Origin of the sequence: Halorubrum aidingense JCM 13560 (assembly GCF_000336995.1) — an archaeon.
GTDB classification, from domain to species: domain Archaea; phylum Halobacteriota; class Halobacteria; order Halobacteriales; family Haloferacaceae; genus Halorubrum; species Halorubrum aidingense.
The window spans coordinates 95645-115697 of record NZ_AOJI01000019.1 but is presented as its reverse complement, the minus strand read 5'-3'; the positions used below and the strand labels follow the sequence as shown (position 1 = coordinate 115697).

Genomic DNA, 20053 nt, shown 5'->3' with positions numbered 1-20053 from the left:
GTTGTTACCGACTCGGCGCCGAGCGGCTCGCGATCAGTCCGTCAGCTCTTCGATCAGCGTGTCGAGGTCGTACGTCGCCGGCGCCCGGGGCTCGTCGCGTAAGGTCGCGATCGTGAACGTCGAGTTCGTCCGCTCGACCTCGGGGATCGCCTCGAAGTCGCTGATCAGCCGCTCGACGGTATCCGACGAGGAGAGCCGCGCGAGGACCACGAAGTCGGTCTCGCCCATCGTGAAGAACGCCTCCGTCACCCCCTCGACGGCGAGCAGCTGGTCGGCGAACGCCTCGTACGGGCCCTCGTAGTTGGCGAGCACCTCGACGATGACGGTGACGCCGAGGCCGAGCGCCTCGTGGTCGAGGTCGTACAGGTCGTTCTCGATGATGCCGGCCTCCCGCAGGTTGTTCAAGCGGTAGTGGATCGTCGACACCGGAATCCCCGTCTCCTCGTGGAGCCGCTCCGGACTCCCCGTGCCGAGATCGGAAATCGCTTTCACCAGTCGCACGTCGCGCTCGTCCATACGCCCCTTTTGCGTGAGGGATTGTTGTATATGTCGACCGATATACTTGGAGACGGGTCCAAGATCACGGGGCTATTTCGAGAGCAGATTGCAGCCAATTCGTATGTGTGGTCGTTCATTTCGAACTCGATGCGTCTCGGGAGAATCATTTAATTATCCCCGTCAATTTCGAACTGACACTCAATGAAACTGCGGAATCTCATTTCGACTCCCGAATCGGTCGTCGCCGCCTTCGTCCTCCTCGCCACGCTGTGGGGCACCTCCTTCGTCGCCATCGAGGCCGGCCTCCACTACTTCCCGCCGCTTCTGTTCGCCGGTGTCAGGTACGCCATCGCCGGCGTCGTCGTGTTGGGATACGCCGCGCTCGTCGCGGACCGCTGGATCCCGCGCGACCGCGACGAGTGGTTGGGCGTCGCCGTCGCCGGCGCCTTCGTGATCGCCGCGTACCACGGGCTGTTGTACGTCGGCGAACTCCACATCTCCGGCGCCGTCGCGGCGGTCATCGTGAGCCTCTCACCGGTGCTCACCGCCACGTTCGCGGCCGCGATCCTCCCGAACCACCGGCTCGGTCCCTTCGAGATCGGCGGCTTCGCGCTTGGGATCCTCGGCGTGATCGTGATCGCCGACCCGATGTCGGCGGGGCTCGGAAGCTCGGTCTTGCTCGGCGTGACGCTCGCGTTCGCCGGAGCAGTCGCGTTCTCGCTCGGGGCCGTGCTCCTCCGGCCGCTCCGGACCGACTTCCCGATCGCCGCGCTGCAGGGGTGGGCGATGGTGCTCGGCGCCGGGATGCTCTTCGTCGGCGCCGGGGTCCTCGGCGAATCGCCCGCCGCGATCGTCTGGAACGCCACCTCGATCGCGTCGCTGACGTATCTCACGGCGCTGTCGGGTGTCGTCGCGTTCCTGATCTACTTCGCGCTGCTCGACACCGTCGGCCCGACGCAGCTCCACCTCGTCGGCTACGCGGAACCGGTCGTCGCCGCGGTCGGCAGCTGGGCGCTGCTCGGCAGCCTGATCGGGGCCGAAGCGATCGTCGGATTCGTCGCCATCCTGGCCGGCTTCGTCGTGTTAGAACGCCGCGAGATCGCCGCGTACGTCGGCGTCGACGCGGGACGCTGGACGCGGTAGGCAGTCCGTCAGCTACCCGCTCTGCGGATATCCTCTGCGCTTCGCTCTCCTCGCTGTCACTCGCCGCTTTACTCGCCGTCGCTTTGCTTCGCCGCTGCTTTACTCGCCGCCACTTTGTTCGTCGTCGCTATTCCGCGATCTCGCCGGTCAGCCCCGCGCGGAGGTCCCGGCCGAAGTAGTGCCCGAGCAGTGCCACGACCAGCCCGACACCCGCGCCGACGACCAGCAGCGAGAGCCCCCACTGCTGGAGGTAATCGATGCCGATCGGGAGGAAGCCGACCCCGAGCACGCTCGTCACCGCGGTCCCCGCGCCGGCCGCGGCCCCCGCGATCCCCGTCTCGACGTACCGCCGCGTCGAGAGGGCGAGCCCGACGAGGAACGCGGCGAGGAACACCCCGCCCGCGGAGCCGATCGTCCCCCCGATCAAGGGGATCGCCCCGCCGGCGAACACGCCGACCGCGACCGCGACGAGCGCGACGGCGAACGCCTTCGCCGAGAACCACCGTCCGTCGAGACCGATCCGTCCGGCGTCGCCGCCGGCCGCGGGCCCCGAACTCGACGCGGTCGACGGCTCGTCGGAGCGGGTCGTCTCCCCGCCCTCTGTGAGGTCGTCGTCGAGGAGGTCGTCGAGGTCGTCGAGCGGATCCCCGTCGGACGCCTCACGCTCCTTGGAGGGTTGCATACCCGGATATTCCCCCGTGAGACCTTGTGTCTTGTGTCGAGCGGTCTCTCGAAGCCGAGTGGCCCAGATCTGGGCCGTTCAACGTCTCACCGTGGCCCTCGGTACCACTCGCCGTTTCACCGGAAACGTGGTGTCCTCGGTCCGGGGCCCGCTCGGGTCAGTCCGTCGCGAACCCGGAACGACTTTCGGCGCTCCGGGCGACGGCGTCGGTATGGACACGCGCCGCGCGCTCCTCGACGCGCTGGAGGACGGTCCGGTCTCTGGCCCCGACCTCGCCGAGGCGCTCGGCGTCTCGCGCGCGGCCGTCTGGAAGGCGGTCGAGGCGCTTCGAGAGGAGGGATTCGTGGTCGAATCGACCGGCGAGGGGTACGTCGCTCCGGCGAGCCCCGGCTACTCCGCGGCCGGCATCGAGTTCGAACTCGACGCGCCGTACGCCGTCGAGTACCACGAGCGCCTCTCGTCGACGAACGACCGCGCTCGCGAACTCGCGACGGCGGGCGCCGCCGACGTCGCCGTCGTCGCGGACGAACAGACCGGGAGTCGCGGCCGGCTGGACCGCGAGTGGGTCGCACCGAGCGGCGGCGTCTGGGTCTCTATCGTGGCGCGGCCGGCGGTGTCGCCGGCCCGCGCGCCGCTTTTCACCCTCGCGGCCGCCGTCGCGGTCGCGGACGCCTGCCGCGAGGCCGGCGTGGACGCGCACATCAAGTGGCCGAACGACGTGTTGGTGGGGAGCGACGACGCCGCGGAGGCGGAGCCGGACCGATCCGCGGCGACCGGCCGCGGCGGCCGAAAGCTCGCCGGCATCCTCACCGAGATGGAGGGCGAAGCCGACAGGGTGTCGTGGATCGTCGTCGGTATCGGCGTCAACGCCGACATCGACGCCGCCGCGCTTCCGGCCGACGCGACCTCGCTCCGCGCCGAAGTGGGCGCCGATCCGGACACCGATGCCCGTTCCGGGAACCGTTCGGAGTCCGGTGGCGAGGTCGACCGGCGCCGGATCGCCGCGACGCTCCTCGAACGGTTCGCGGCGCTCACGGGGACGGACGACGGGCTGGACCGGATCCTCCCCGCGTGGCGCGAGCGGTCGAGCACCCTCGGCCGGCGGGTCCGAGTCGAGACCGCGACCGGTCCGGTGGTCGGCACCGCGGTCGACGTGGAGTCGCCCGGCGCGCTCGTGATCGAGACCGACGAGGGGCGGACGCGCGTTCACGCGGGCGATTGCGAACCCCTCCGCGACGCCGACGACTAGCGCTGCCAACAGTACACGACTAGCTCTGCGACGCTACATGACTAGCTCTGCGACGCCGACGACTACCCCGCGTCGCTCGCGGCCTCGCCGTCGGTCGCGGCTCCGGTATCGCTCGCGGTGCCGGCGTCGGACGGCGTCTCCGCTTCGTTCATCGCCGCCTCGACGGCCGCTCCGTTCGGCACGTCGCCGTCGAGCCGGACCGTCACCACCGGGACCGACGCGGCCCGGACGACCTTTTCGGCGACGCTCCCGAGGAGGAGCCGGTCGATTCCGCCGCGCCCGTGGGTCCCCATCACGATGAGGTCGCAGTCGTTGCCCTCGGCGTACCGGATGATCTCGCGGCTCGGCGAGCCGTCGACGACCGCGGTCTCGACGTCGACGTCGACCTCGTCGGCGAGCCGTTCGACGCGCGCGATAGCCTCCCGCGCGTCGCTGCGGAGGAGATCGCCGATACCCTCCCACGAGCTCTCCATCGGCATCCCGGCGTAGCTCGCGGTGTCCACCACGTAGAGGGCGTGGACGTCGGCGTCGTGGACCGCGGCGACGTCGAGGGCGTGTGCCACCGCTCGTTTCCCCTCCGCCGAGCCGTCGGTCGGCACCAGGATCCGGCTATACAATGTCATACGTTCACATAACACATATCTTCGGCGGCATATAACTCTTTGCGGATTTTGCCGGTTCTTTGCAGTCGAGCGGTCAGGCGGTTGGGCGGTCGGGCGGTTGAGCGGTCGGGCGGTCGGGGAGTCGTGTGGGTGATCGGTCGGGAGGCGAGCAGTCGGGGAGTCGTCGGGATTATATATTCGACCCGCGACCTGTGAGTATGAGCCAACGAATATCTGGAGAATCCTCCGGTGTTATTTCTCGGGCCGGAGAGCGCACGCTCCACATCGGTCGCGATCGTCCGATCCGGATCTCGGCGGGGCACCGGCTGCTCCACCACGACGGGAAGTGCAGTCGGCCGCACGGGCACAACTACGAGCTGACGGTGACGGTGCGCGGCGAACTCACCGACGAGGGATGGGTCGTCGACAAGGGCGTCGTCACCGACGTGATCGACGAGTGGGACCACCGATTCCTGCTGGAAGCGGGCGATCCGCTCGTCGCGGGGTTCGAGGCGGCCGGCGACGCCGACGCGACCGTCGTCCTCGACGCCCCGCCGACCGCGGAGGTGATGGCGGCGGTGTTAGAAGAGCGGCTCGCGGAGCGCCTCCCCGACACGGTCTCCTCGGTCGCCGTCTCGGTGCGCGAAACCGGCGAGCTGTGCGCCGCGCCGTAATGCCGGTCACCAGCGACATCGACGGCGACGCGTGGGGCTCGGTCGGCGGCGACGAGGCGGACTCGACCGACGGGGCCGCTCCGGGAGACGACGCGCTCCCGATCAACGAGCTGTTCGCCTCGCTGCAAGGGGAGGGAACGCTGGCGGGTCAGCCCTCGACGTTCGTGCGCACCGCGGGCTGTAACCTGCGCTGCTGGTTCTGCGACTCCTATCACACCTCTTGGGAGCCGACCGGATCGTGGCTCGCCGTCGCCGAGATCGTCGAGGCGGTAGCGGCTCGCGGCCCCGATCACGTCGTCGTCACGGGCGGTGAGCCCCTCGTCCACGACGGGGTCATCGACCTCGTCCGCGATTTGGCCGCCCGCGGCTACCACGTCACCGTCGAAACGAACGGCACCATCGTTCCGCCGCCGGAGACGCCGATCGACCTCGCGAGCGTGAGCCCGAAGCTCGCTTCGTCGACGCCGACCGTCGACCGCCCGCCTGCCGGCGTCGATCCCGCGGACTCGGACGTGAGCGACGCCGATCTCGAGCGGTGGTCCGACGCGCACGAGGCGGCCCGCATCGACCGCGACGCGCTCGCGACGATCGTCTCGCGGTACGAGACGCAGTTGAAGTTCGTCGTGACGGGTCCGGACGACCTGCCCGAGATCGAATCGCTCGTCGCCGACGTCCGGGACCGATTGGCCGACCCGTCCCGCCTCTCTGACGACCGGGTCCTGCTCATGCCGGAGGGCCAGACCCGCGAGCGGCTCGCCGAGACGCGCCGCGTCGTCGCCGATCTCGCGCTCGAACACGGCTATCGGTACACGCCTCGGCTCCACGTCGACCTGTGGAACGACGCGCCCGAGACCTGACCGCTTGCTCTCCCGATAGCCACCGCAACCGCCGTCACAACCATCGCCCCAATACCCACTCATCACACCTATCCATGACCGAAGACACCGACACCGACGCACGACCCGACACCGACGCACGACCCGCCACCGAAACTGACGCCGAGAACGACTCCGAGACCCCCGCCGACACGCGGGCGACCGAGAAGCGGGCCGTCGTCCTCGTCTCCGGCGGGATGGACAGCGCGACGACCGCCTACGAGGCCGCCGCCCGCGGCTACGACCTCTACTTTTTACACACCTCCTACGGGCAGAACACGGAGACGAAAGAGTACGAGTGCGCCCGTGCGCTCGCCGAGCGGGACGACCTCCCCGTCCGCGACTTCCTCCACATCGAGACGGACCACCTGAAACGCGTCGGCGCCTCCTCGCTCACCGACGACGCGATGGACGTGGCCGACGCCGACCTCGACGGCGACGAGATCCCGACCTCGTACGTGCCGTTCCGCAACGCGAACCTGCTGTCGATGGCCGTCTCGTACGCCGAGGCGAACGAGTGCGACGCCGTCTTCGTCGGCGCCCACTCCGAGGACTACTCCGGGTACCCCGACTGCCGCCCCGAGTTCTTCGAGGCGTTCGAGCGCATGGTCGACGCGGGGACGAAACCCGAGACGGCGATCGCGATCGAGGTGCCGTACGTCGAGGACGCGAAGACCGACATCGTCGAGCGCGGGCTCGAACTGTCGGTCCCCTACGAGGAGACGTGGTCGTGCTACCGCGACGACGCGCCCGCCTGCGGCACCTGCGACGCCTGCGCCTTCCGGCTGGAGGCGTTCCGGAACGTCGGCGAGCGCGACCCGATCCCGTACGCGGAGCGCCCGACGTTCTCGTGATCGGCCCGGATAGATTCGCCCGGTGAGGCGCGCGTTTAAGCCGTTCGCCGTCCAATAGACCGATCATGACAGACGAAATCCATCTCTCGCGAGTCGAAGACGAGTTCAAAGGGCGCGACTACCCGACCGACCGCGACGAGCTCGTCGACGCGTGTTCGGGGACGACCGTGCTGTTCGCCGACGGCGACGCCGACCTCGGCGAACTCATCGCCGATATCGAACAGGAGCGCTTCGAGAGCGCGGAGGACGCCTTCGTCGCGCTCCAGAACGTGCTCCCGATCGAGGCGCTCGGCGAGCCGGGGCAGTCCGACGGCGACGCCTGATCGGGGAGTCAGACGGCGACGCCTGACCCGGCGATCCGCGGTTCCGTCGCACCCCGCGTCACCCGTCCGCACGCCACGGAGCGTCTCGCATCGCTTTTTACCGCTGGTCTCGCAGTGAGGGTAATGAGTTACCGGATCGGTCTCGTCGGCAAGCCCTCCGTGGGCAAGTCGACCTTCTTCAACGCCGCGACCATGAACGACGTGCCGGAGGGCGCGTACCCGTTCACCACGATCGACCCGACCGTCGGCGAGGCGTACGTCCGCGTCGACTGCGCCGCCCCCGAGTTCGACGAGACCTGCACGCCGAGCGTCGGCGTCTGCCGCGAGGGAACCCGCTTCGTCCCGATCAAGCTCGTCGACGTCGCCGGGCTGGTCCCGGGCGCCCACGAGGGGCGCGGGCTCGGCAACCAGTTCCTCACCGACCTCAACGAGACCGACGTGTTGATCCACGTCGTCGACTTCTCCGGGAAGACCGACATCGAGGGCGAGGCCACCGAGGGCCACGACCCCCGCGAGGACATCGACTTCTTAGAGGAGGAGCTCGACGAGTGGTACCTCGACGTGCTCGGCAAGGGGTTAGAGAAGTTCGAGACGCGCTACCACGGCGCCGACGCCGCCATCGAGGAGGAGCTCGCCGAGCAGATGTCCGCGTTCGGCATCGACAAGGACCGGATGAAACAGGTGATCCTCGCGGAGGGGCTCGAACTCGACCCCGACACGTGGGACGACGAGGACAGGGCCGACCTCGCCGTGGAGATCCGGAAGCGGACGAAGCCGATGGTCGTCGCCGCCAACAAGATGGACACCCTCGAGGCGCAGGCGAACTGGGAAGAGATCACGACCGATCCGGAGTACGAACACCTCTCGTTCGTCCCCGCGAGCGCTCACGCCGAGAAGGCGCTCAAGAACGCGGACGAGGCGGGCGTCGTTGACTACACGCCGGGCGACGCCGACTTCGAAATCGTCGGCGACGTCTCCGACGAGCAGGAGGCCGGCCTCGATCAGATCGGGGAGTTCGTCGCCGAGTACGACGGGACGGGCGTGCAGGGCGCACTCGAGTCGGCCGTCTTCGACGTGCTCGGCTGTATCGCCGTCTTCCCCGGCTCCGCGAACGGGAGCAAAGACGAGAAGGGCGTCTTCCGCGACTGCTTCCTCCTCCCCGAGGATTCGACCACCGAGGACTTCGCGTTCCACATCCACTCGGACATCGGCGAGGGGCTCCTCCACGGCACCGACTGCCGGAGCGGGCGGCAGGTCGGCACCGACCACGAGCTGTCCCACCGCGACGTGATCGAGCTGATCTCGACGAAGCAGGCGGCGCCTTAGTCGCGGTCGCTGCTCTCGTCGCCCCCGCCGCTGTCGGGCCGGTCCGGCAGATCGTCGACTCCGACTCGCTCGATCAGCTCCGAGGTCGGCCGGCCCGTCTGGTCCCAGCCGCGAACCGCGTAATACCGGTCGAGCAGGTCCTCGAAGGCGTCCGGATCGACGCCGTCTCCGCTGTCAGCCCCGCTGTTAGCTCCGCTGTCACCCCCGCTGTCAGCCCCGCTGTCGCCCCCGCCGGCCCCCGCGATCGCCGGCGGCAGCGCGTCGTCGTCGCGGTCGAACCCCTCGCGGACGTTGTACAGTCGAACGAGGGTCCACACCCGCTCGCCGAGGGGTTCGAGTTCGTCGGTCGTGTGACCGTACCCGCGAGCCGCGAGCCACTCGGCGACGACCGCCGGGTCGAACACGGCGTCGAGGAAGTCGTCGGCGACGAGACACCACAGCGCCGCGCGCCGGTCCTGTTCGCTCGCGACCGCGGCGGCGATCTCGTCCGGGTCGCGACTCTCGGGGGCCAGCGCGTCGACCTCGACCGGCCGGGCGCGCCGGTGACAGCCGCCGCGATCGCTGGTGGCGTACGCGAGCGCCATCGAGGCCGCGCCGCGAGGGTCGTACGAGGAGAGCTCCATCCCCTTCACCGTCGGGATCAGGTCGGCGCCGCCGAACCGCTCTGCGGCCGCCGCGACGCCCTCCGCGAGCGCGTCGCCGAGCGGGGTCGATCTGGCGGCGATCTCCTCGATCAGCGCGCGCGCGGCCACCTCGTCGCCGAACGCGATCTCGCGATCGATCACCCCTTCGTCGCCCGCGCGGACCGCCCACGCGACCGCGTTGCCCGCGGAGATAACGTCCATCCCGAGCCGATCGCAGACGCCGCCGAGCGCCGCGACGGCGTCGAAGTCGTCGATCCCGAGCCCCGCGCCCAAGACGATCGGAGTCGCCCCCCGGGGGACGCTGCCGCCCTCGCCGACGCTCCCTCTCTCGTCGACGGTTTCGGTGTCGTCGCTCGTGTCGTCGCTCGTGTCGTCGCTCGTGTCATCACTCGTGTCGTCGGCGTCGTCCTCGGTATCGTCGCCCGCTTCACCTCCCGGAACGCGGAACCCGCCCGGAACCGGATCGCCGGGGCGCTCGCGGCCGGAGGCGCGTTCGGTCGCCGTCTCGATCCCGATCTCGTCGGCGCCGTCGAACCGGCTCGACTGCCAGCCGCGGGTCGGTAACACGCCGGCCTCGTTCGCGAAGTCGACCGTTTCGAGGGTGTCGCCCGCGGCGAGCCAGCGCCCCGCGTCGCTGTCGGCGAACGCGTCGGCGTCGCGCTCGCGGAGGGCGTCGAGCCCCGCGGCGGGGTCGGGGGGCGGGTCGCGGGCGATGACCGCCTTCAGGCGCTTCGTCCCCATCACCGCGCCCGCGCCGCCCCGCCCGGCGTGGTGGTCGCCGCCGTCGGACGCGATCGTCGCGTACTTGACCGCCCGTTCGCCCGCCGGGCCGATACAGGCGACGGCGGCGTCTGGGAACTCGGCGTCCGTCTCCGCCGCGTCGAGGCCGGCGAGGTCCGCCGCCGGCTCGATCGCCGCCTCGCCGTCCGACAGCGAGAGTGTGACCCGCTCGTCGGCCGCGCCCGTCACGAGGACGCCGAGGTGGGGGCCGAGCGAGGCGGCGAGGCGGGCCGGGAACGTCCCGCCGCCGTACGAGTCGAGGAAGGTGCCGGTGAGCGGCGACTTCGTGATCGCCGCGTATCGCTGCTCACCGGGAGTGTAGCCGGTGAGCGGACCGGTCATAAACGCGAGTACGTTTTCCGGAGATTCCGGATCGATCCTGCGACCCGCCTCGTAGAGGTAGCGAGCGCCGAGCCCCTTTCCGCCGACGTACTTCGCGAGCCACGACGCGGGGACCGGATCGCTCTCGATCCGGCGGGTCGAGAGGTCGACGCGGAGGATCCGGTCCGGAGGGTCCATCACCGGCCGTAGTCCCCCGAGCCGAATGAATCCCCGGGTGGCTCTGGGCCCGTCTCCGGCCGGAACCGGCGGGAAGCGGCTGCCGGGACCGACGCGCTTTCGGCGCCGGGGCGCGATCGTTCTCCCCAGTATGACCATCGCCACCGCGCTCGGCGCGACCGAGGGAACCACTTGTCTCGTCGGCGCCGGCGGGAAGAAGACGACCCTGTACGCGCTCGCCGGGCGGCTCGACCGCGCGGTCCTGACCGCGACGGTTCGGATCCCGATCTTCGACCGCGAGGTCGCATCGGTGCGCGTGACCGAGGACCCCGTCGCGGCGCTCCGCGGGGACGACGCGCCCGCCGGTGATGCGTCCGCCAGCGGTGCGCCCGCGACCGACGCGTTCCCCCTCGGGCTGGTGCCGGGCCGCGACCGCGACGACCGATACCGAGGGTACGATCCCGAGACGGTCGACGCACTCGCGGCCGCCCACGACGGTCCGGTCCTCGTGAAAGCCGACGGGGCGCGGACGCGCCTTTTAAAGGCCCCGAACGACCGAGAGCCGCAGATCCCGTCGGGCGCGGACACCGTGGTTCCGGTGGCGAGCGTCGGCGCGGTCGGGGAGCCGCTGTCCGCGGAGACGGTGCACCGGCCCGAGCGCGTCGCGGCGCTCGTCGACGCCGACCTCGGCGACGAGATCACGCCGGAGCTGATCGGTCGAGTCCTCGCTCACGAGCGCGGCGGTTTAAAAGGTATCCCGCCGGGCGCCACGCCGGTCCCGCTCCTGAACGCGGTCGACGACGACGCCGACGAGGCGGTCGCGAGAGAGATCTCGGCCGTCGTCCACGAACACGCGGACGTACCGCGGGTCGTCCTCGCGCGGATGATCGACGAGACGGTCGTCGACGTCGTGGCGTGAGACGGTCGTCGACGTCGTGGCGTGACCGCGGCCGCGCACCACTTATAAGACCGCTCGTCACCCATCGAAAGCCATGGAACGTACCGTAACGGTGGTGCCGGAGGCGGGCCTGCACGCGAGACCGGCCTCGAAGCTGGTGCAGACGGTGAACCGATTCGACGCGGACGTGTCGATCGGGCGGGCGGACGACGGCGACGAGGGGTTAGTTCGCGCCGACAGCATGCTCTCCGTGAGCGGGCTGAACGTCGGCCACGGCGAGTCGGTCCGCGTCGTCGCCGAGGGGGACGAGGCGGAAGCCGCGCTCGACGCGGTCTGTGACCTGCTCTCGACGGCGGTCGAGCAAAACGAGGCCGACGGCGGTGAGGCGGAGTGAGGACACTCGAGGGGATCGGGAGCACCCCGCTGTCCGGGATCGGGACCGCGCGCTGGCACCGACCGGACGCCGACCTGACGCTGCCTGACTCATCCGACCCGTCCGACTCGTCCGCGGTCGACCCCGATGCGGAGCGGGAACGCTTCGAGCGCGCCCGCGACGAGGCCCGCGAGGCGATTCGGCAGGCGCGCGACCGCGCCGCCGAACGCGTTGGCGAGGAAGAGGCGGCCGTGTTCGAGGCGCACGAGGGGTTCCTCGACGATCCCGGACTCGTCGATGATATCGAGGCATCCATCGCCGACGGCACCCCGGCCGAACGCGCCGTCGACGATCGGTTCGCGGAGGCGATCGCGCAGTTCGAGGCGATGGACGGTCGGATGGCCGAGCGCGCGGACGACCTGCGTGACGTTCGCGACCGCGTGCTGCGCGCCCTCCTAGGCGCCGAGGCCGCCGACCTCGGCGATCTTCCCGACGGGACCGTCCTGCTCGCGGAGCGACTCACGCCGAGCGACACCGCCGAACTCGACCCGGACGCCGTCGCGGGGATCGCGACGGTCACCGGCGGGCGGACCGCCCACGCGGCGATCATCGCGCGCTCGCTGTCGATCCCGGCGGTCGTCGGCGTCGGCGAATCGCTCCGCGAGGTCGCCGAGGGCGCCGAGGTCCTCATCGACGGCGACGGCGGCCGGGTCGTCGTCGACCCCGACGCGGCACAGCGGGCGGCGGTCGGGGGCGCGTCGGCGCCGGTGGTGGACGAGCACGTCTCGACCGCGGACGGGCGGGCGATCGAGGTCGCCGCGAACGTCGGAAGCGAGGCGGAGTTGGCCCCCGCGGCCGACCGCGGCGCGGACGGGATCGGCCTGTTCCGGACGGAGTTCCTCTTTTACGACCGCGAGTCGCCCCCGACCGAAGACGAGCAGTACGAGGCGTTTTCGGCGGCGCTCGAGGCGTTCCCGGCCGACCGCGTCGTCGTCCGAACGCTCGACATCGGCGGGGACAAACCCGTCCCGTATCTCGATCTGCCGACCGAGTCGAACCCGTTCCTCGGGAGCCGCGGGATCCGGCTGTCGCTCGACGAACACGCCGACCTGTTCGAGACGCAGATTCGGGCGCTGTTGCGCGCGGCGGCCCGCGAGGACGGCGACGACCTCGCGGTCATGTTCCCGCTGGTCTCGCGGATCGAGGAGGTGGAAGCGGCGCTCGCGGTCGTCGACTCCGTCGCAAGCGACCTCACCAAAGCGGGGATCGACCACGCGATACCCGAGCTGGGCGCGATGATCGAGACGCCGGCCGCGGTCTTCCTCGCCGACCGACTCGCCGCGCGGCTCGACTTCCTCAGTATCGGCACGAACGACCTGACTCAGTACGTGATGGCCGCCGACCGCGAGAACGACGCCGTCGCCGACTACCACGACCCGCTGCACCCGGCGGTGTTGCGCGCGATCGATCGCACGACGACCGCCGCCGAGGGGACCGACGCGTGGGTCGGAATGTGCGGCGAGATGGCAGGCGACCCGGCGCTCACGGCCCTCCTCGTCGGACTCGGGCTCGACGAACTCAGCATGAGCGCGGTGACCGTGCCGGCGGTCAAAGAACGAGTGGCGGCGATCGACGCCGAAGCGGCGACCGACCTCGCCGCCGAGGCGCTCGCCTGCGAGACGCGAGCCGAGGTGCGCGAACTGCTCGACGCGTAAGCCGTTCTCCGTCGAGCGCTGCGCTCCGGCGAAAGCGCGCTCCCCGCCGCTACAGCTTCTCGATGTCGCGGGCGGCCTCGGCCTGTTCGCGGACCGAGTCGAGCGTCGCCGACGGGTCGGTGGCCGCGACGGCGGCGTTGACGGCGCCTTCGAGCACCGGCGCGTCCGCGATGACCGCCTCGACCTCGCTCAGTTCGATGGCGACGTCGGCGTTCATCACGGCGCTGCCGAGGTCGACGAGGACCACGACCCCGTCGCCGTCGGCGGCGGCGTCGATGGCGTCCTCGATCGCGTCGGGGACGGTGCCGATCCCGCCGCTCCCGTCGCCCCCGACCGCCTCGATGCGGGTGTCGCCGGCCATCTCCGCGGCGATCTCGACGATGCCCTCGGCGGCCCGCTCGCTGTGCGAGACGACGACGAGTCCGACCATCAGTCGTCCTCCGGATCCGATGCGGTCGCCTCCGCGGGTTCTGCTTCCTCGTCTCCTTCCGCGTCGTCCGGTATCGTCGGCGAGGTCGCGTCGACGTCGGGCACCTCGGCGTCGAGCCGGTCGGCGGCCACCGACAGCAGCTCTTCGAGGATGTACAGCGTGCTCGTCGCGCCGGGATCCTGGTGGCCGACCGACCGCCACCCCAAGTAGGAGGCGCGGCCCTTGCGGGCGCGGATGGGGACGGTGAACGCGACGCCGCGGTCGGCGGCGTCGACCGCCTTCGCGAGCGCCTCCAGCGGCGGGAGCTCGTCGGTCTCGATCGACTTTTTGAACGTGTGGACCGCGGGGGTCAGCGCGTCGACCATCGTCTGATCGCCGAGGCGAGCGTCGCCGCGGTCCTCGACTTTCTGTAAGTAGGTCTCGGCGAACGCCACCGCGCTCTCGGCGTCGATCCCGTCGTCGAGCTCGGCGCTCGCGAACACGAGCGACCCGCCGAACAGCGGCCCCGAGGCGCCGCCCACCTTCGACATGAGCGTCTTGCCGACCGTCTTGCCGACCGTCTGCGGGTCGGGGTCGTCGAGGTCGCGCGCCGCCTCGGCCGCGGCGGCCCACCCGCGGGCCATGTTACCGCCGTGGTCGGCGTCGCCGATGGCCGAGTCGAGTTCGGTCAGGTGATCGCGCTCGCGTTCGATCCGCTCGGCGACCGCCTCCACCGCCGCGACGACGGCGGCGCCGTCTCCGTCCGGTTCGTCCCCGCTCATTGCGAGAGCGCGGGGGTGTCGGCCGACGCGCCGAGCAGCTCTTTCAGTTCGTCGTCGACGGCACAGACGGTGATCGACGCGCCAGCCATGTCCAGCGAGGTCATGTAGTCGCCGACCCACGCGTCCCACGTCTCCAGATCGTGCTCGCCGAGCAGTTCCTGGAGCCGGCGGTTGACGACGAACAGCTCCATCTGGGGGGTCCCGCCCATCCCGTTGACGATCGTGAGGACCTCCTGGCCGGGGTCGAGGTCGAGGTCGTCGAGGACGGCCTCGGTCAGCTCTTCGGTCACCGCGTCGGCGCTCATGGTGTCCGTGCGCTCGGTTCCGGGCTCCCCGTGGATCCCGATGCCGAGCTCGATCTCGTCGTCGCCCAGATCGAAGGTGGGCTCGCCCTTCTCGGGGGTGACACACGAGGTGAGCGCCATCCCCATCGTGCCGACGTTGTCGATCACCTTCTCGGCGACGCGTTTGACCTCCGAGAGGTCGCCGCCCGCCGCGGCCTTCGCGCCGGCGGCCTTGTGGACGAGGATCGTCCCGCAGACGCCGCGCCGACCGGAGGTGTACAGCGAGTCCTCGACGGCCACGTCGTCGTCGACGACGACGCTGTCGACCTCGACGCCCTCCATCTCGGCGAGTTCGATGGCGGTCTCGAAGTTCATCACGTCGCCCTCGTAGTTTTTGATGATCGCGAGGACGCCGTCGCCCGCGTCGCAGGCCTCGATGAGCGCCTCGAACTCGTCGGCGGTCGGCGAGGAGAACACGCCGCCGGCGGCCGCCCCGTCGAGCATCCCGTCGCCGATGTAGCCCGCGTGGGTCGGCTCGTGGCCGCTGCCGCCGCCCGTGACGAGGGCTACTTTCCCCTTCACCGGCGCGTCGTCGCGCACCAGTACCTGCGTGTCGGGGAGTCGGCGCAGCCGGTCGGGATACGCCGCGAGCATCCCGTCCAGCATCTCGTCGACGACGTCGTCCGGGTCGTTGATCAGTTTCTTCATAATCGTCGATATTGACACTCCCTGTTCCATTAAAGATAGTGGCCCCGAGAATTCGGTGGTGATCGGGTTCGGTCCGCTGTTCACGGTCGGGATCACGAGGCCGACCGACGGCCGGACACCGCTAGGGAGTGGTCGAGACCGTTCGCCTTCGCACGGCCGCCGATCCGTGACGCACCGTCACGCGGGACCGTGGCGCACGTTCTGCGAATCTCGAAGCGGGCGCCCCAGACGATCCGCACGGACGTGAACACGGGCGTTGGCGCCCGAGCCGAGGGATTCAAGAGACTGCCGGCCCCCTTCTCCGACGATGCGTCAGGACCACCTCATCACCGCGACGCAACTGTCGCGGGACGACATCGAGGCGGTGCTCGACCGGGCCCGGGCGGTTGCCGACGACCCCGCCGCCTACGCGGACCGGCACGCCGGGACGGTGCTCGCGCTCTGCTTTTTCGAGCCGAGCACCCGAACCCGGATGAGCTTCGACAGCGCGGCCAAGCGCCTCGGCATCGACACCATCGACATGGGGGACGTCGACTCCTCGTCGGTGTCGAAAGGGGAGTCGCTCTCCGACACCGTCCGCGTCATCGAGGGGTACGCGGACGCGCTCGTCCTCCGCCATCCGAGCGAGGGCGCCGCGACGCTCGCCGCGGAGAACGTCTCCGTGCCGGTCGTCAACGCCGGCGACGGGGCGGGACAACACCCCTCTCAGACGCTCCTCGATCTTCACACCATCCGCGAGAACCACGGGCTCGACGACCTCACCGTCGGGATCATGGGCGATCTGAAGTACGGTCGCACGGTCCACTCGCTGGCGTCGGCGCTGACGAACTTCGACGTCAACCAGCACTTCATCAGCCCGCCGTCGCTGCGGCTCCCGCGCTCGGTCCGGTTCGACCTTCACGAGACCGGCGCGCAGGTGCGCGAACACGAGGATCTGGACGACGTCATCGAGGACCTGGACGTGCTGTACGTCACCCGGATCCAGAAGGAACGGTTCCCGGACGAGAACGAGTACCACCGCGTCGCCGGCGAGTACCGGATCGACGCCGACACCCTGGAGGCCGCCCCCGATCACCTCTCCGTGATGCACCCGCTTCCCCGCGTCGACGAGATCGCGCCCGACGTGGACAAGACTGACCACGCCCGGTATTTCGAGCAGGCGCACAACGGGATCCCGGTGCGGATGGCGCTGCTCGACACGCTGTTGGAGAACGCGGACCCGGACGCCGACGAAGGGATCGAGGTGGACCGATGAGCGACCACGAACTGCGCGTCTCGAAGATCCGCAACGGCACCGTCATCGACCACGTCGAGGGCGGGCAGGCGCTCAACGTCCTCGCCATCCTCGGTATCGACGGCTCCGAGGGGCTCGGCGTCTCCGTCGGAATGAACGTCCCCTCCGACCGGCTCGGTCGCAAGGACATCGTGAAGGTGGAAGACCGCGAGCTGTCGCAGTCCGAGGTCGACGTGCTCTCGCTCATCGCCCCCGAGGCGTCGATCAACATCATCCGCGAGTTCGAGGTCGTCGAGAAGAGCCGCGTCACCCGCCCGGACAGCGTGACCGGCGTGCTCTCGTGTCCGAACCGCAACTGCATCACGAACACCGAGGAGCCGGTCGAGACCCGGTTCGAAGTCGTCGCCGACGGCGTCCGATGTGACTACTGCTCGACGATTCTCCGGGCCGACATCGCCGATCACATCGACGTGTGAGGCGGTCCCGACCGAGAGCGATCGCCCGAACGCTCCGGTAGGTTTTAGCGCCCGCCGCTCGTTGTGTCATCCATGAGCAAGAAAGCGAAGCTCGTCCTCGTCCTGTCGTTGGTTGCGCTCGCGTACTTCCTGTTCGCCGGCGACAAGGAGCCGGTCGAAGTCGAGTAACGGAACCGCAGCGCGCGCCGTCGCCGTCGCACAGTACCCAACTACACCGTCCACTCGGACTACTCCGTCCACCTGATCACCTCCCGCGGGCGGATGCCCGCCGTTTTTACCCGTCAGTCACGTAGCCGGGGCCATGTACGGGGTCGTCACGCGCAACGCCGACGAGGTCGAGATGGAGCCGTTCGATCTCGGCTGCTACGAGGTCAAAGACGTCACGGGGCGGGCGGCCGCGCCGCTGCCGAACGCCGTGAACATGGTGTCGTGTTTCGGCGATAACGCCGCGGCGAGCGAGAACCCCGACCTCGTCCCCGTCGACGAGCGCGGGGAACTGGCGACCCGCGACCGCGACTACTTCGACTGGGCGTACATCTGCCCGACCCACCCCGAGTACCGCGAGGGCCTCCTCGAGATCATCGCGGACTGCGCCGCGGAGAACGGCGACGTACGCCTCGACGACGTGGGGTTCCCGCGCGAGGGGTTCTGTCACTGCGACCGCTGTGAGCGGCTGTTCGCCGAGAGCGACCGCGACGACTTCGCGGACTGGCGCGCCGACGTGATCACGTCGTTCGTCGCCGACGCGGCCGATCGGATCCCCGGACGCGTGCTGCTCACGCTGTACCCCGATCCGTACCCGGGTCACCTGTACGCGCGGAGCGGCCTCGACCTCGACCGGCTCGCCGACCTCGTCGACGAGTTCGTCGTCCCGCTGTACGACCTGGACTACGGCACGACCTACTGGCTCGAAACGATCGCCCGCGGGTTCCGCTCGCGGCTCGGCGGCGATTACGACGTCCACGGCGCCCCGCCGGAGACGCCGTTCTCGCTGGAGCTGTACGCGGTCGACGTCGGCGTCGACGAGCTGATCCACGCGATCGAAGTGGCGGAGACGTACGCGAAAGACGTGTTCTTCGGCTACGACGCCAACAACGCGGCCGCCGCGCTCCGCCGGAAGGACGCCGACTCGCGCGACGGCGAGGTCCATCGACCCGAGTAGACCGCTTTCGGAGAATCGGCGGGCACATGCCGGTGGCGCGGGTCGAGCCGCCGTCCGCGTAAGCGAGGGGTTATATACCGCCGCGGCTGACGCCTACTCGACCGGCCGCCGGTGTGTGACACGCCGATCGTCTCGCGTTTACGCGGGGCGGTCGCCTTTCAACGTCCACACCGTAGCGGCGGTCGCCCTACAGTTCTGAGCCGACGGCTCGTCGAGTGCGCTCGAAGGTGATAGCGGCCGAACAGCGAATCGCCCGATCAGTGGACTCGCCGATCAGTGGACCGTTCGGTCGTCGCTCGTGTCGATGTCCTCGATCGGGTCGGCGTTGCCGAAGTCGGGGGTCGGACCGTCGCCCGGGGCCGCCCACTCGACCGCGTTGCGGAGCACCTGGCGCACGTCGTCGTCGTAGTAGACGGGATACGTCTCGTGGCCCGGGCGGAAGTAGAACACCTTGCCGTTGCCGCGTCGGTAACAGCAGCCGGAGCGGAACGTCTCGCCGCCGGCGAACCAGGAGTTGAACACGAGCGTGTCGGGCGCCGGAATGTCGAAGCGCTCGCCGTACATCTCCGCTTCGTCGAGTTCGATGTACTCGCCGAGGCCGTCGGCGATCGGGTGGCTCGGCTCGACGACCCAGAGCCGCTCCGTCTCGGCCGCCTCGCGCCACTTGAGCGAGCAACTGGTGCCCATGAGCTTCTTGAAGATCTTCGAGTAGTGGCCCGAGTGGAGCACCAAGAGACCCATCCCGTCGAGGACGCGCTCGTGGACGCGGTCGACGACCTCGTCGCGCACCTCGTCGTGGGCGGCGTGGCCCCACCACGTGAGCACGTCGGTGTCGGCTAAGACCTCCTCTGTGAGCCCGTGGTCCGGTCCCTCGTCGAGCGTCGCGGTCCGTACCTCGTGGCCCGCTTCCTCGAGGATTTCCGCGAGGACCGCGTGGATGCCGTCCGGGTAGAGGTCGGCGACGACGTCGCTCTCGCGCTCGTGGCGATACTCGTTCCAGACCGTGACGCGTACCATACGTCCGCTCGCCCCCGGACCGACTTGTACGATCGTATCTGGATCGGACCCGGGACGCGAGTTCGAACGGCCGCGACGCGGTATATAAACCGGACGCGGTGTGGGCGTCTATTTATAAACAAATGGCGGGGGCGCGCACCTCCTCGCACCCGTTTTAAACGGGTGCGAGGAGCGCGCGAGGGAGTCGGCTCGGCGTTTATAAACGCCGAGCCGACGAGGCTGGGGAGGTTTGAGGTGCGGTGCGGAGACGACCGAAGCGATCGGAAGCCGTCGTTGGTGCGGCGTTGACGCTGTGCACTGCGCCGGCAACGATTTATAAGTAGTACCGACAACGGCTCCTGCGAGAACGCCGACGCCTACCCCGAAAACTCCGACTCGCTCACGCGCACGATCAGGGTCTCGTCGACGTCGCGGAGGTCGTACTCGGGCGTCTCGCCCTGTCTCCGGCGGACGTACAGGGGCTCGACGGGCTCGCCGTCGACGAGCCCGAACACCTTCAGCCGCTGGTCGGTCTCCTCGGGCGGAACCGCGCCGTCGCGCACCTCGCGCGCGAGGTCGCGCGAGAGCCACTCGTCGGGCGACACCGACGGCTCGCGGACTAACGCCTCGTCGACGAAGCGCACGAGGTACCAGTTGAGGTCGTTCAACAGCGACACCGCCGCGCCGAGGCTCACGGTGTCGACGGCGACGCTGTTCGCGAACGGTTCCTCGATGTCGTAGGTCGCGAGCGCGTCCCGCGCCGTCTCGCGTGACAGTAGCTCGTACGTGAGGTTCACGTCCGGATCGCCGAGGAGACACACCCGCGTCACACGTTCTCGGAGTCGCCGGCGCTTCAAATCGGTTGTGG

Annotated in this window: 22 protein-coding genes; 13 read left to right on the top strand and 9 right to left on the bottom strand. The window is 69.8% G+C overall.

What is annotated here, in order from left to right; genetic code table 11:
* Positions 1–33: 33 nt before the first annotated feature.
* Positions 34–516 (bottom strand): Lrp/AsnC family transcriptional regulator, encoded by a 483-nt coding sequence (locus C461_RS06545; RefSeq protein ID WP_007999718.1) that lies wholly within the window; start codon positions 514–516, stop codon positions 34–36.
* 183 nt (positions 517–699) lie between these two features.
* Here C461_RS06545 and C461_RS06540 point away from each other — a divergent pair, with 183 nt between their 5' ends.
* The gene (locus C461_RS06540; protein WP_007999717.1) at positions 700–1641 is read left to right on the top strand and encodes a DMT family transporter; all 942 of its coding nucleotides are present in this window, start codon (positions 700–702) and stop codon (positions 1639–1641) included.
* Between the two features lie 127 nt (positions 1642–1768).
* Here C461_RS06540 and C461_RS06535 read toward each other — a convergent pair whose 3' ends face one another.
* A complete protein-coding gene (locus C461_RS06535; protein WP_007999716.1) occupies positions 1769–2323 on the bottom strand; it encodes a hypothetical protein in 555 nt (184 codons plus the stop codon).
* A gap of 211 nt (positions 2324–2534) precedes the next feature.
* Between C461_RS06535 and C461_RS06530 the strand changes: the two genes are divergently transcribed.
* Positions 2535–3572, top strand: a complete 1038-nt coding sequence (locus tag C461_RS06530; RefSeq protein ID WP_049906402.1) for a biotin--[acetyl-CoA-carboxylase] ligase — start codon at positions 2535–2537, stop codon at positions 3570–3572.
* Between the two features lie 62 nt (positions 3573–3634).
* Here C461_RS06530 and C461_RS06525 read toward each other — a convergent pair whose 3' ends face one another.
* Positions 3635–4195 (bottom strand): universal stress protein, encoded by a 561-nt coding sequence (locus tag C461_RS06525; protein ID WP_049906401.1) that lies wholly within the window; start codon positions 4193–4195, stop codon positions 3635–3637.
* Between the two features lie 197 nt (positions 4196–4392).
* Here C461_RS06525 and C461_RS06520 point away from each other — a divergent pair, with 197 nt between their 5' ends.
* The 5 genes from C461_RS06520 (at position 4393) to C461_RS06500 (ending at position 8226) form a co-directional block, all read left to right on the top strand.
* A complete protein-coding gene (locus C461_RS06520) occupies positions 4393–4848 on the top strand; it encodes a 6-pyruvoyl trahydropterin synthase family protein (RefSeq protein ID WP_007999712.1) in 456 nt (151 codons plus the stop codon).
* Complete coding sequence (locus tag C461_RS06515) at positions 4848–5705, top strand: 7-carboxy-7-deazaguanine synthase QueE (RefSeq protein WP_007999710.1); 858 nt, start codon at positions 4848–4850, stop codon at positions 5703–5705. Before C461_RS06520 ends, C461_RS06515 begins: the two co-directional genes overlap by 1 nt.
* Positions 5706–5779: 74 nt before the next feature.
* Positions 5780–6577 (top strand): 7-cyano-7-deazaguanine synthase QueC, encoded by a 798-nt coding sequence (queC, locus tag C461_RS06510; RefSeq protein WP_007999709.1) that lies wholly within the window; start codon positions 5780–5782, stop codon positions 6575–6577.
* A 65-nt stretch (positions 6578–6642) separates the two neighbouring features.
* A complete protein-coding gene (locus C461_RS06505) occupies positions 6643–6900 on the top strand; it encodes a DUF5789 family protein (protein ID WP_007999707.1) in 258 nt (85 codons plus the stop codon).
* 123 nt (positions 6901–7023) lie between these two features.
* Entirely contained in the window at positions 7024–8226 is a 1203-nt protein-coding gene (locus C461_RS06500; protein WP_007999706.1) for a redox-regulated ATPase YchF, read from the top strand.
* Here C461_RS06500 and C461_RS06495 read toward each other — a convergent pair.
* Entirely contained in the window at positions 8223–10169 is a 1947-nt protein-coding gene (locus C461_RS06495) for an aldehyde ferredoxin oxidoreductase family protein (RefSeq protein ID WP_007999705.1), read from the bottom strand. The two genes, C461_RS06500 and C461_RS06495, sit on opposite strands and share 4 nt — an antisense overlap.
* Positions 10170–10299: 130 nt before the next feature.
* Between C461_RS06495 and yqeC the strand changes: the two genes are divergently transcribed.
* The 3 genes from yqeC to ptsP all read left to right on the top strand — a co-directional run bounded on the left by yqeC (position 10300) and on the right by ptsP (position 13134).
* Positions 10300–11067: a selenium cofactor biosynthesis protein YqeC gene (yqeC, locus tag C461_RS06490; RefSeq protein WP_007999704.1), complete on the top strand. Its 768-nt coding sequence runs from the start codon at positions 10300–10302 to the stop codon at positions 11065–11067.
* Positions 11068–11140: 73 nt separating this feature from the next.
* Complete coding sequence (locus tag C461_RS06485) at positions 11141–11440, top strand: HPr family phosphocarrier protein (protein WP_007999703.1); 300 nt, start codon at positions 11141–11143, stop codon at positions 11438–11440.
* Positions 11437–13134: a phosphoenolpyruvate--protein phosphotransferase gene (ptsP, locus tag C461_RS06480; RefSeq protein ID WP_007999702.1), complete on the top strand. Its 1698-nt coding sequence runs from the start codon at positions 11437–11439 to the stop codon at positions 13132–13134. The genes C461_RS06485 and ptsP overlap by 4 nt, the downstream gene beginning before the upstream one ends.
* A gap of 49 nt (positions 13135–13183) precedes the next feature.
* Here ptsP and dhaM read toward each other — a convergent pair whose 3' ends face one another.
* Genes dhaM through dhaK form a run of 3 tightly spaced genes read right to left on the bottom strand, consistent with a single transcriptional unit; the run spans position 13184 to position 15317 of the window.
* Positions 13184–13564 (bottom strand): dihydroxyacetone kinase phosphoryl donor subunit DhaM, encoded by a 381-nt coding sequence (gene dhaM / locus C461_RS06475; RefSeq protein WP_007999701.1) that lies wholly within the window; start codon positions 13562–13564, stop codon positions 13184–13186.
* Positions 13564–14325 (bottom strand): dihydroxyacetone kinase subunit DhaL, encoded by a 762-nt coding sequence (gene dhaL / locus C461_RS06470; protein ID WP_007999699.1) that lies wholly within the window; start codon positions 14323–14325, stop codon positions 13564–13566. The genes dhaM and dhaL overlap by 1 nt, the downstream gene beginning before the upstream one ends.
* Positions 14322–15317, bottom strand: a complete 996-nt coding sequence (gene dhaK, locus C461_RS06465) for a dihydroxyacetone kinase subunit DhaK (RefSeq protein WP_007999698.1) — start codon at positions 15315–15317, stop codon at positions 14322–14324. Before dhaK ends, dhaL begins: the two co-directional genes overlap by 4 nt.
* A gap of 307 nt (positions 15318–15624) precedes the next feature.
* On the opposite strand from dhaK, the gene pyrB reads away from it, so the two are divergent.
* The 3 genes from pyrB to C461_RS06450 all read left to right on the top strand — a co-directional run bounded on the left by pyrB (position 15625) and on the right by C461_RS06450 (position 18189).
* Positions 15625–16572, top strand: coding sequence for an aspartate carbamoyltransferase (pyrB, locus tag C461_RS06460; RefSeq protein ID WP_007999697.1), 948 nt, complete (start codon positions 15625–15627; stop codon positions 16570–16572).
* A complete protein-coding gene (gene pyrI / locus C461_RS06455; protein ID WP_007999696.1) occupies positions 16569–17027 on the top strand; it encodes an aspartate carbamoyltransferase regulatory subunit in 459 nt (152 codons plus the stop codon). The genes pyrB and pyrI overlap by 4 nt, the downstream gene beginning before the upstream one ends.
* A 301-nt stretch (positions 17028–17328) precedes the next feature.
* The gene (locus C461_RS06450; RefSeq protein ID WP_007999694.1) at positions 17329–18189 is read left to right on the top strand and encodes a hypothetical protein; all 861 of its coding nucleotides are present in this window, start codon (positions 17329–17331) and stop codon (positions 18187–18189) included.
* Positions 18190–18462: 273 nt separating this feature from the next.
* On the opposite strand, the gene C461_RS06445 is transcribed toward C461_RS06450, so the two are convergent.
* Both C461_RS06445 and C461_RS06440 read right to left on the bottom strand, forming a co-directional pair.
* Positions 18463–19206 carry a ThuA domain-containing protein gene (locus C461_RS06445; RefSeq protein ID WP_007999693.1) on the bottom strand — a complete coding sequence of 248 codons (744 nt, stop codon included), beginning with the start codon at positions 19204–19206 and terminating at the stop codon, positions 18463–18465.
* Between the two features lie 356 nt (positions 19207–19562).
* Entirely contained in the window at positions 19563–20015 is a 453-nt protein-coding gene (locus C461_RS06440) for a DUF5804 family protein (protein ID WP_049906398.1), read from the bottom strand.
* Positions 20016–20053 lie beyond the last annotated feature (38 nt).

Coding starts and splice junctions, on each gene's coding strand:
- C461_RS06445 (WP_007999693.1), bottom strand. CDS start 19,206: ATGGTACGCGTCACGGTCTGGAACGAGTATCGCCACGAGCGCGAGAGC.
- queC (WP_007999709.1), top strand. CDS start 5,780: ATGACCGAAGACACCGACACCGACGCACGACCCGACACCGACGCACGA.
- C461_RS06505 (WP_007999707.1), top strand. CDS start 6,643: ATGACAGACGAAATCCATCTCTCGCGAGTCGAAGACGAGTTCAAAGGG.
- dhaL (WP_007999699.1), bottom strand. CDS start 14,325: ATGAGCGGGGACGAACCGGACGGAGACGGCGCCGCCGTCGTCGCGGCG.
- dhaK (WP_007999698.1), bottom strand. CDS start 15,317: ATGAAGAAACTGATCAACGACCCGGACGACGTCGTCGACGAGATGCTG.
- C461_RS06535 (WP_007999716.1), bottom strand. CDS start 2,323: ATGCAACCCTCCAAGGAGCGTGAGGCGTCCGACGGGGATCCGCTCGAC.
- pyrI (WP_007999696.1), top strand. CDS start 16,569: ATGAGCGACCACGAACTGCGCGTCTCGAAGATCCGCAACGGCACCGTC.
- pyrB (WP_007999697.1), top strand. CDS start 15,625: ATGCGTCAGGACCACCTCATCACCGCGACGCAACTGTCGCGGGACGAC.
- C461_RS06500 (WP_007999706.1), top strand. CDS start 7,024: ATGAGTTACCGGATCGGTCTCGTCGGCAAGCCCTCCGTGGGCAAGTCG.
- C461_RS06520 (WP_007999712.1), top strand. CDS start 4,393: ATGAGCCAACGAATATCTGGAGAATCCTCCGGTGTTATTTCTCGGGCC.
- C461_RS06545 (WP_007999718.1), bottom strand. CDS start 516: ATGGACGAGCGCGACGTGCGACTGGTGAAAGCGATTTCCGATCTCGGC.
- C461_RS06495 (WP_007999705.1), bottom strand. CDS start 10,169: ATGGACCCTCCGGACCGGATCCTCCGCGTCGACCTCTCGACCCGCCGG.
- C461_RS06450 (WP_007999694.1), top strand. CDS start 17,329: ATGTACGGGGTCGTCACGCGCAACGCCGACGAGGTCGAGATGGAGCCG.
- C461_RS06530 (WP_049906402.1), top strand. CDS start 2,535: ATGGACACGCGCCGCGCGCTCCTCGACGCGCTGGAGGACGGTCCGGTC.
- C461_RS06525 (WP_049906401.1), bottom strand. CDS start 4,195: ATGACATTGTATAGCCGGATCCTGGTGCCGACCGACGGCTCGGCGGAG.
- C461_RS06540 (WP_007999717.1), top strand. CDS start 700: ATGAAACTGCGGAATCTCATTTCGACTCCCGAATCGGTCGTCGCCGCC.
- C461_RS06515 (WP_007999710.1), top strand. CDS start 4,848: ATGCCGGTCACCAGCGACATCGACGGCGACGCGTGGGGCTCGGTCGGC.
- dhaM (WP_007999701.1), bottom strand. CDS start 13,564: ATGGTCGGACTCGTCGTCGTCTCGCACAGCGAGCGGGCCGCCGAGGGC.
- C461_RS06485 (WP_007999703.1), top strand. CDS start 11,141: ATGGAACGTACCGTAACGGTGGTGCCGGAGGCGGGCCTGCACGCGAGA.
- yqeC (WP_007999704.1), top strand. CDS start 10,300: ATGACCATCGCCACCGCGCTCGGCGCGACCGAGGGAACCACTTGTCTC.